The 337-nt window shown below is 78.3% G+C and carries 1 pseudogene; it reads left to right on the top strand.

Annotated elements, in window-relative coordinates:
- Nucleotides 1-337, top strand: a pseudogene (locus G3I40_RS03040) (primosome assembly protein PriA); the annotation flags it as partial.

Below are 337 nucleotides of genomic sequence, written 5' to 3'. Positions count from 1 at the left end.
CGGCGCTCCGGCGCTGGTCGTGAGCACGCCGGGAGCCGAACCCGTCGCCGAGGGCGGGTACGCCGCCGCCCTGCTGCTCGACGGGTGGGCGATGCTGGGGCGCCCGGACCTGCGGGCGGCGGAGGACGCGTTGCGGCGCTGGATCGGTGCGGCCGCTCTCGTGCGTCCGCAGGAGGCCGGCGGCACCGTGGTGATCATGGCCGAGCCGACGCTGCGGCCCGTGCAGGCCCTGGTGCGATGGGACCCGGCGGGGCACGCGGTGCGCGAACTGGCGGAGCGGGCCGAGCTGGGCTTCCCGCCGGTCTCCCGGATGGCATCGGTCAGCGGGGCCCCGGAG

This window comes from Streptomyces sp. SID14478, from assembly GCF_010548525.1.
Classification (GTDB): Bacteria; Actinomycetota; Actinomycetes; order Streptomycetales; family Streptomycetaceae; genus Streptomyces.
The sequence above is the reverse complement of the archived record's forward strand: the minus strand, read 5'-3'. Positions and strand labels throughout refer to the sequence as shown.